The sequence below is a fragment of the Streptomyces sp. NPDC003035 genome (assembly GCF_042888285.1).
GTDB lineage: Bacteria > Actinomycetota > Actinomycetes > Streptomycetales > Streptomycetaceae > Streptomyces.
In genome coordinates this window covers 210,777-218,459 of the sequence record NZ_JBIAPJ010000011.1, presented here as the reverse complement: position 1 = coordinate 218,459, position 7,683 = coordinate 210,777, and the positions used below count along the sequence as shown (strand labels likewise).

Here is a 7,683-nt window from a genome sequence, read left to right as displayed (position 1 = left end):
CGGCGCGGGACGGAGGCCGGCGCGGGACGGAGGCCGGCGCGGGACGGAGGCCGGCGCGGGACGGAGGCCGGCGCGGGACGGAGGCCGGCGCGGGACGGAGGCCGGCGCGGGACGGGGGGTCATTCCAGGCGGCGGCGGTCCTCGTCACTCCACGTACGGGTGTCCCGGGGCTCCACATAAGGCTCCTCGTCCTGCGGGAGCCCACCGGCGATGGCACGCCGGCGGACCAGCTCGGCGTCGAACTCCAGACCCAGCAGGATGGCCAGGTTCGTGATCCACAGCCACACCAGGAAGATGATCACTCCGGCGAGGGTGCCGTACGTCTTGTTGTAGGAGCCGAAGTTCGCGACGTAGAACGCGAAGCCGGCCGAGGCGATCATCCAGATCACCAGGGCCAGGAAACTGCCGGGGGTGACCCACCTGAAGCCGCGGCCCTTGGCGTTGGGGGCGGCCCAGTACAGGATCGCGATCATGACCATGACGAGCAGGACCAGGACCGGCCACTTCGCGATCGACCACACCGTCAGCGCCGTGTCACCCACCCCGAGCGCCGTACCGGCCTGCCGGGCCAGGCCGCCGCTGAACACCACGATCAGCGCGCTGACCACCGCGAGGACCATCAGCGTGATGGTCAGGGCCAGGCGCAGCGGCAGCACCTTCCACACCGGGCGGCCCTCCGGCATGTCGTAGACGGCGTTGGAGGTGCGGATGAACGCGGCGACATACCCCGAGGCGGACCAGATCGCGACGGCCAGACCCACGATCGCCATGAGCGAGCCGATACCGGCGTTGCCCTGCAGCTGCTGGACCGCATTGCTGATCACATCGCGGGCCGAGCCGGGGGCCAGCTTCTGAAGGTTGTCCAGCACCTGCCTGGTCGCCGACTCGCCCGCGATCCCCAGCAGCGACACCAGCACCAGAAGAGCCGGGAAGAGCGCCAGCACACCGTAGTAGGTCAGCGCCGCCGCCCGGTCCGCCAGCTCGTCGTCCTTGAACTCCTTCAGCGTGCCGCGCAGCACCGCCTTCCACGACCGTTTCGGCAGGTCCGAGAGCCGATCCGGCGCCCGCTCCTCCACCTGCTCGTCCAAACCCGGCCCCCCGGCCCCGCCAGAGCCAGAGCCGGGGGCAGGACCAGGGCCGGGACCGGGGCCTGGGCCGGGGCCCGGACCCGGGCCAGGGGCAGAACCAGGACCAGGACCGGGGCCTGGGGCAGAACCAGGACCAGGACCGGGGCCCGGGCCAGGGGCAGAACCAGGACCGGGGCCTGGGGCAGGACCGGGGCCGGGGCCGGGGCCGGGGCCAGGGGCAGAACCAGGACCGGGGGCGGCCTCGCCGTTGTCACCGGGCTGTTGTTTCGGTGTGCGTGCCATGCCCGGCGGCTTTCCCCTCACGACCGTCTCATGCATCGACCGGCAGACGGCCGGACACCTGGTCCCGAGCCGCCGGAGGTGGCAAGCCCCCTCACCTCGCCGGCCGCTCGAGGCGGGGCAAGCCGGCGAGGCGGGGGACGACGACGAAGCGGAAGGATGCGCCGCCGGGGGTCTTCAGGGCCGCCACGATGTCGTGGTCCGGTTCACCGAACACCTCGAAGTGCTGGACGGTGCAGTACTCCATCACGTCGCGGATGTACGGCCCGAGAGCCGCCAGTGGGTTAGGGACGGCGTCGCAGTCGCGGTAGAGCAGGAAGCTGTGCGCCAGCGGGGTCCGCTCCTCGTCGATGAAAAACGTCCACCATGAGCTGGGGGCCGTGTTCCTCGGCGAAGGCGACCGCCTGCGCGATGGCGTGCCGGAAGCCGCCGAGGTGGCCGCCGGTCATGCGCATGATGTCGCGGAAGACAACGGTGCCGCTGCTGGTGATCGTCATGCGCCGACTGCCGTACCTCAAGCAAAGGTGAGGTCAAGGACGCGGTTCCGGCCCGGCGGGAGGCGCAGGCGGCATGCCGCTCGCTCAGCGGCTGCGGGAGCGAGGGCCCGGTCGCTCAGCGGCTGCGGGAGCGAGGGCCCGGTCGCTCAGCGGCTGCGGGAGCGAGGGCCCGGTCGCTCAGCGGCTGCGGGAGCGAGGGCGCGGGGAGACGATGGTGGTCACGGTGCCGCCTGCTGGATGGAGGAGTAACTGATCGTGACCGTGCCCCGGGGGGTGGGAGGAGCGGCTGGTCGATGGACACGGACGGGTTTCAGGCCGATCTGGGCGATGCGGGGCGCGCGGAGCTGAGCGGGGGGCCGCGGGGCGGGCTGCTGGACGTGCTGGGTGTGGCGGCGATCGTCCTGGACGCGCAGGGACGGATCGTGTTCTGGAGCCCGCAGGCCGAGGCGCTGATCGGTTACAGCGCCTCGGAGGCGCTGGGCCGGCACGCCGCCCAGCTTCTGGTCGCCGAGGAGCACGTCGGTCTTGTGCTGCGGCTGTTCGCCGAGGTGATGGGCGGGGAGGGCAGCTGGGCGGGCACCTTCCCCGTACGGCACAAGGACGGCCGGACGCGGCTGCTGGAGTTCCGCAACATGCGCCTGGAGGACGACCTCGGCGACATGTACGCGCTGGGGCTGGCCACCGACCAGGCGCTCCTGCGGCGCGTGGAGCGCGATCTGGCGCTGTCGGTACGGCTGGTGGACCAGTCCCCCATCGGGCTGGCCGTCATGGACACCGATCTGCGGTACGTCAGGGTCAACCCCGCCCTCGAGCGGATCAACGGCGTGCCCGCCGAGGAGCATCTGGGCCGGAGCGTGGCGGAGATGCTGCCGTTCCTCGACACCGGCGCCGTCGAGTCGGCGATGCGGCAGGTCCTGGCCACCGGCACACCGCTGCTCGACCGGTACACCCTGGGCCGTACGCAGGCCGACCCGGACACCGAACACGCCTGGTCGGTGTCCTTCTACCGCCTGGAGGACACCGGCGGAAAGGTACTGGGGGTGGCCATCTCCGTGGTGGACGTCACCGACCGGCACCGGGCGGCCACGGACGCGGACCGGGCCCGGCACCGGCTCGCCGTCGTCGCCGACGCCTCCGTGCGCATCGGCACCACCATGGACCTGGAGCAGACCGCCCGCGAGCTGGCCGATGTCGCCGTGCCGGAACTGGCCGACATCGCCGCCGTCGACGTCCTCGACTCCGCCCTGGCCGGCCACCGCACCCCCGCCCCGGCCGACGGGCCGGCGGTCTTCAGGGCCCTGGCGGTCGCCGCCGCCTACCCCAGCGCGGCGACCGCCGCGGCCGACCCGCCCGGCCAGGTGGCCCTCTACGAGGCCGACCGCCTGGTCACCCGGTGCGTGAACACCAGCCGGCCCGTCATGGTGCCCCACGTGGACGAGGCGGACCTGTCGCTGATCGCCCGCGACCCCAGAGCCGCGGCCCTGCTGGCCCGGGCGGGCGTGCACTCCTACCTCGCCGTCCCGCTGATCGCCCGCGGTGAGGTGCTCGGAGCGCTCGATCTCGTACGCGCCCGCAACCCGCTGCCCTTCACCGACGACGACGCCACCCTGGCCGGTGAACTGGCCGCCCGCGCCGCCGTGTGCATCGACAACGCCCGCTGGTACCAGCGCCAGCGCGACACCGCACTCACCCTCCAGCGCAGCCTGCTGTCCGACGCGCCCACACACGCCTTCGGCCTCGAAGTCGCCTCCCGGTACCAGCCCGCCGGCGCGGCGGTCGAGGTCGGCGGCGACTGGTACGACATCCTCCCGCTGAGCGGCGACCGGACCGCGCTCGTGGTCGGTGACGTCATGGGCAGCGGCATCAACGCCGCCACCACCATGGGACGACTGCGAACCGCCACCCAGACCCTGGCCGGACTGGACATGGCACCGGCGGAGGTACTGCGCAACCTCGACCGGATCACCACAGGACTCGACCCCTACATCGCCACCTGCACCTACGTGCTCTACGACCCCCACGGCGCACAGTGCCACATCTCCACCGCCGGACACCTGCCCCCCGTACGCATGCGGCCCGGACACCGACCCGAACTGCTCGACCTGCCCACCGGCGCCCCCCTCGGAGTCGGCGGCGTCCCCTTCCGCACCACCACCGTCGACCTGGACCCGGGCGACCAACTGCTCCTCTACACCGACGGCCTGGTCGAAACCCGCGACGAAGACATCGACCAACGCCTGGAAGCCCTTCTCACACTGCTCGACGGACCACACCGCGGCCTGGAATACACCTGCGATCACCTCCTGGCCGCACTACGCCACCCCGGCGACCACGACGACGTCGCCCTCCTCCTCGCCCGCGTCCGACGCTAACCCCTGACACACCCACACCCCACCACCCAGCACCGGCCGAACAACGACAACACCCACCGTTGCTTCCTGCGGCCGGGACGGCCCGGTGTGCCGATCGTCTGCCAGGTGGAGCGGGTGGTGCGGGATGGCCGTGCGGCCGGTGAGGCCTTGAAGCCGGTGTGTGTCGGCGGTTGTTCTCGCCGCTGCCACTGGTGTGTGTGTCCCGTGGTGCGCCCGGCCGCCACCAGGGCCTGGCCGGCGACCTGCCCGCCGAAGACCCGTCGCAGCGACTCCTGCGGGCTCTGCCCACGGAGACCCCGGACCCGGGCCCGCAGACCCTGCAAGGCGGCGGAACGAAGCGAGGCAGGGGGCGGGGCCGGCCGGCAGGGGACGCCGGCCGGCAGGGCGGGGCCCAGCTCCCTGCCCCGCACAGGGGATGACGGGCGGACAGCGGGGTACGCGAGATCCATCCGACCCCACCAGGAGGAATTCATGGGTCTGGGAGCCTGCATCATCCTGATCGCCGTGGGAGCCATCCTCACCTTCGCGTCCGACTGGCAGCTCGACGGGGTGAACCTCGACCTGGTCGGGCTGATCCTGATGGCCGTCGGGATCATCGGGACAGCCGTATACACCAGCATCCTGCGCCGCCGCCGGATGGTCGTACCGCCAGTCGCCCCCACAGTCACCGAAGACGACCACCGCGACCTCCACTGACACCCACAAACAACCACACCCCAGGCGCGGCCGCGCCCGGGGAACGACCACACGCCCAGGGAACGACCGCATCCCGGAACCACACAGCCCGGCACAGACACCCGCCCCGCGCCCCCCCCGGCCGGGCCGCGTCGGTCAGCGGGTCGAAAACCAGGTGGCGGCGCGTGGGCATCCCGACCTGGACGGTGGCCATGGCCGGCTCGTCGCTGCTGGTGTCCACGTAGACGGCCTCCAGCACGCCGATCTTGTGGCCACCGACGTCGACGACGTCATGGGCCCGCACTCACGGATTCCGCACTCTGAATCATCAACGGTTTCCTTCACACGGCGGTGTATCCCGACCGGCGCACTTCTCAGCCCGCCCTCCCGACACCTGCCCAACCAGCGGTGCGCGAAGTACCCGTGGCCGCCGGCCTGGCGGGGCCACATCGGTCAGCTGATGGCACCGAGAATGAGGCAGTACTCGTCAGCTGACCCGAAGACCGACCGCCAGCGTCAGTTCAAGGACCCGGTGTGGCGATGCGAGATCCGGAAACAGCTCCCGCAGCTGCGACATCCGGTACCGGACCGTCTGGGGATGGACGAACAACGCCGCCGCCACCTCGTCCCGCCTGCCCTGGTGCAGCAGCCACGCGCGCAACGTCTCCTCCAGCCGCCGTGCGGTCGCCACAGGCAAGGTCCGCAGCGGTGCGAGGGCTCGGGCACGCAGGTCTGCGAACGCGTCCGCGTCGGCGCTCAGCACGAGCTCGGGCAGGTGGTCCTCGGTGTCGCGGATATCAGAGGAGAGGGAGCGCGCGCGTACGGCTCGTGCGTACGAGGCGGACGCACGAGTCCATGGCCGGGCCGGGCCGACCACGGCGGTGCGGCCGGTCAGCTGCCGCAAGAGATGTGATCGGTCCGCATCGGGGACGAGCAGCACACCGGTGGCGTCCGGCAGATCGTCGAGGACGAGGGTGCTCGGGTCGAGCGCGCGGTAGGCAGGCCGGGCCTGGGCGGCGGGCAGCAGGACCGCGGTCAGCGAAACCGGAGGTTGCCACCCGGCCCGTTGAACAGAGGCCAGCAGCACGTCCGGGCTCGCGCCGGCGAGGAGGTCGCGGGCCAGGTGTTCCAGGTGGCGCTCGTGCGCCCTGCCCCGGGCGGCCAGTTCGTCGGCGTGGCCCGCGGCGCTCGCGGCGGAGAGCTCGTCGATGTAGGCGAAGGTCAGCTCGGCAAACTTGGCGACCTCGGCGGCGGGCAGACCTGCGGGTACGGCACCCGCTGCCAGGCCTCGCCAGGCCACGCGGGCGCCGACGCGGTATGCGCTGAGAAGGGCATCCATCGAACGGCCGGAGCGCACCTCGCCGCGGCCCAGCTCGTAGGCGGCGTCTCCGGCGTCGCCGGCTGTGGCGTTCCCGCTCGCGAGGTCCAGGTAGTGCCCCAGGGCGGTACGGACGGCTCGGCGGATGGTGCCGCCCATGCGGCCCGAAAGGGCGTTGGCGTAGGAAGGGACCTCATCGATGATCGCCTGGACGACCTCGTCGGCGGTGGTCTTCAGCGCGGCCCGAAGTGCGGTGACCGTCGTCTCATCCAGGGCCAGTTCGCTGGCCCTCCGGATTGCATGGCTCACGTTTTGTTCCCTGCGAACAATTCAACCGACCAGATTTACGTCCTGCGGTCAGGACTTTACCCCTTGAGGCGTAGCAGGCTGGAGTCATGACGAGTGCAGCCCTCCGCAGCAGGGCGTGGAAACTGCTGGAGATGGTCACGACGCCGCTGCTGCCGTCGGACTACCTCGACCTGGTCAGCCCGCTGCGCGCGGGCGCTGACCTGCGTGGGCGCATCGAGGCCGTGCACCCCGAGACGGGTGACGCCGCGACTATCGTGATCAGGCCGGGACGGGGCTGGCGCGGCCACACAGCCGGTCAGTACGTGCGGATCGGGGTCGACGTCGACGGGGTGCGCCTGTGGCGTGCCTACTCCATCACCTCGCCGACGAACCGCCAGGACGGCCGCGTCACGATCACCGTGAAGGCGATCCCGGACGGCAAGGTCAGCAACCACCTGGTCCGCAGAGCGAAACCGGGCACGCTGATCCAGCTCGACCAGCCGACCGGTGACTTCGTGCTGCCGCAGGCCAAGCCCGCCAAGGTGCTCTACCTGACGGCCGGCAGCGGCATCACGCCCGTGATGGGCATGCTGCGCGACATCGAGTTCGACGACGTCGTCATGGTCCACTGCGCGCCACAGCCGCAGGACGTGATCTTCCGCAACGAACTGCACGACCTGGTCGCGGACAACAAGCTGCGGCTCACCGAGGTGCACACCGACACAGACGGCATGCTCGACATCGCCCGTCTCGACGAACTCGTGCCCGACTGGGCCGAGCGCGAGACCTGGGCTTGCGGGCCCGCGGGCCTGCTCGACGCCGCCGAAGAGCACTGGACCGATTACGGCGTACAAGAGCGCCTGCACACCGAACGCTTCCGCCCCAGCATCGTCGTCGCCGGCGCCGGCGGCGAGGTCACGTTCAGCGCCAGCGGCAAGACCGTCGACGCGGACGGCGCCACGCCGTTGCTGGACATCGGCGAGGAGGCCGGCGTGCTCATGCCCTCCGGGTGCCGCATGGGCATCTGCTTCGGCTGCATCACGCCGCTCAAGGCGGGCGCCGTCCGCGACCTGCGCACCGGCGAGATCACCGAGGCCGAGCCGGGCGTCCTCATCCAGACCTGCGTGTCCGCCGCGGCGGGCCCCTGCGACATCGAACGGTAGGAG

At 71.6% G+C, this 7,683-nt stretch carries 7 protein-coding genes and 1 pseudogene; 3 read left to right on the top strand and 5 right to left on the bottom strand.

Annotated elements, in window-relative coordinates; genetic code table 11:
• Positions 1–119 precede the first annotated feature (119 nt).
• The 3 genes from ACFYV5_RS31210 to ACFYV5_RS31200 all read right to left on the bottom strand — a co-directional run bounded on the left by ACFYV5_RS31210 (position 120) and on the right by ACFYV5_RS31200 (position 1,864).
• The gene (locus tag ACFYV5_RS31210) at positions 120–1,088 is read right to left on the bottom strand and encodes a YihY/virulence factor BrkB family protein (RefSeq protein ID WP_389173934.1); all 969 of its coding nucleotides are present in this window, start codon (positions 1,086–1,088) and stop codon (positions 120–122) included.
• A gap of 373 nt (positions 1,089–1,461) precedes the next feature.
• A complete protein-coding gene (locus tag ACFYV5_RS31205) occupies positions 1,462–1,617 on the bottom strand; it encodes a hypothetical protein (RefSeq protein ID WP_389173931.1) in 156 nt (51 codons plus the stop codon).
• 34 nt (positions 1,618–1,651) lie between these two features.
• A complete protein-coding gene (locus ACFYV5_RS31200) occupies positions 1,652–1,864 on the bottom strand; it encodes a hypothetical protein (RefSeq protein WP_389173928.1) in 213 nt (70 codons plus the stop codon).
• Between the two features lie 293 nt (positions 1,865–2,157).
• On the opposite strand from ACFYV5_RS31200, the gene ACFYV5_RS31195 reads away from it, so the two are divergent.
• On the top strand, positions 2,158–4,236 hold the full coding sequence (locus ACFYV5_RS31195) for a SpoIIE family protein phosphatase (RefSeq protein ID WP_389173925.1): 2,079 nt from the start codon (positions 2,158–2,160) through the stop codon (positions 4,234–4,236).
• 203 nt (positions 4,237–4,439) lie between these two features.
• Here the strand turns inward: ACFYV5_RS31195 and ACFYV5_RS31190 are convergent.
• A pseudogene (locus tag ACFYV5_RS31190) lies at positions 4,440–4,559 on the bottom strand (acyl-CoA thioesterase II); the annotation flags it as partial.
• Between the two features lie 148 nt (positions 4,560–4,707).
• Between ACFYV5_RS31190 and ACFYV5_RS31185 the strand changes: the two are divergent.
• Positions 4,708–4,932 carry a DUF6458 family protein gene (locus ACFYV5_RS31185; protein WP_389173922.1) on the top strand — a complete coding sequence of 75 codons (225 nt, stop codon included), beginning with the start codon at positions 4,708–4,710 and terminating at the stop codon, positions 4,930–4,932.
• A 466-nt stretch (positions 4,933–5,398) separates the two neighbouring features.
• Here the strand turns inward: ACFYV5_RS31185 and ACFYV5_RS31180 are convergent, their stop codons facing one another.
• The gene (locus ACFYV5_RS31180) at positions 5,399–6,538 is read right to left on the bottom strand and encodes a PucR family transcriptional regulator (RefSeq protein ID WP_389173919.1); all 1,140 of its coding nucleotides are present in this window, start codon (positions 6,536–6,538) and stop codon (positions 5,399–5,401) included.
• A gap of 86 nt (positions 6,539–6,624) precedes the next feature.
• Between ACFYV5_RS31180 and ACFYV5_RS31175 the strand changes: the two genes are divergently transcribed.
• Positions 6,625–7,680 carry a ferredoxin reductase gene (locus tag ACFYV5_RS31175; protein ID WP_389173917.1) on the top strand — a complete coding sequence of 352 codons (1,056 nt, stop codon included), beginning with the start codon at positions 6,625–6,627 and terminating at the stop codon, positions 7,678–7,680.
• The last annotated feature ends 3 nt before the right edge of the window (positions 7,681–7,683 follow it).